This window comes from Pseudomonas sp. xss_2 (assembly GCF_043104195.1).
Taxonomy (GTDB): domain Bacteria; phylum Pseudomonadota; class Gammaproteobacteria; order Pseudomonadales; family Pseudomonadaceae; genus Aquipseudomonas; species Aquipseudomonas urmiensis.
In genome coordinates this window covers 1-889 of the sequence record NZ_JBICKL010000111.1, presented here as the reverse complement: position 1 = coordinate 889, position 889 = coordinate 1, and the positions used below count along the sequence as shown (strand labels likewise).

The following is an 889-nucleotide window of genomic DNA, read 5'->3' as shown; positions in this document are numbered from 1 at the left end:
GCAGATCCACCACCAATGGTGTACATCACCCGGTCGTCCAACACCTGGGCCTGGTCACCCAAGTGGTAGCCACTCTCGGCGGCGTGGCCAGCGGCGCACACGAAAAGACATACCAACCCGAACGAGAGAGTGTTCATCACTGGCCTCCATCAAAGTCGATGCTGAACAGAAAGGTCTGGCCCATGCGTTGGCAGCACCTGTACGGGCTCCACAACGACCAGGCGTAGGCGCCATCGGCACTCTGGAGGATGGCGCTCGGGAAGATGGCGCAGGTGCTTTGCAGCATCGGTGCGAGCAACTGCCAGCGGTGGTTGTTGATGTTGTTCTCCATCACCGGCTGCGGCGGCCAATAGCCGGGCGAAGGCATCGGCTGCAGCGGCAGATAGACGTGTGGCTGGCCAACGCGGGTGATGAAGTCGCTGGCGCGCTGCGCCATCACCGCGGCAGCCTTGAAATCGTCGGGTTGTACCAGGAATCCCTGGCGTGGGTAGACGTTGCCCCACATGTTGCCGAGGGCCTGGCTACCGATCTCGCGCATGCCCGGAGTCAGCGCCTGCGGGTAAACGGACTCGGGGATGGCGTGGCGCCAGGCCAGTGGATCGAGCGTGCTGAGGTAGTAGGGGGCAAGCGGTACCGCCCCGCTTGGACACGCATAGCCGAAGTTTTGCGCCAGGGCCGTCAGGGCAGTGCCGCCAGGATGCCCGATGCCGTCGACGTTCTTGAAGCGGGGCAGGTTGTTGCGCTGCGGTGAGGGCGTGATCAAGTTGCCCCCGCCTTGCGATAGGGGTGTGGGTGCCGACAAGGCAGACATCTCGCCCCAAGGGTTACTGCCGGTGTCGGAATAGCTCGACACCACCAGTTCAGGAATGAAGTGGCGAACCTTGGGCGA

The 889-nt window shown here is 63.3% G+C and carries 1 protein-coding gene and 1 pseudogene; both read right to left on the bottom strand.

Annotated elements, in window-relative coordinates; genetic code table 11:
• Positions 1-137: pseudogene (locus ACF8K2_RS24985) on the bottom strand (integrating conjugative element protein); the annotation flags it as partial.
• The coding region (locus ACF8K2_RS24980; protein WP_392468446.1) for a TIGR03756 family integrating conjugative element protein at positions 137-889 on the bottom strand (753 nt) is incomplete at its 5' end. The pseudogene ACF8K2_RS24985 and the gene ACF8K2_RS24980, both read right to left, overlap by 1 nt.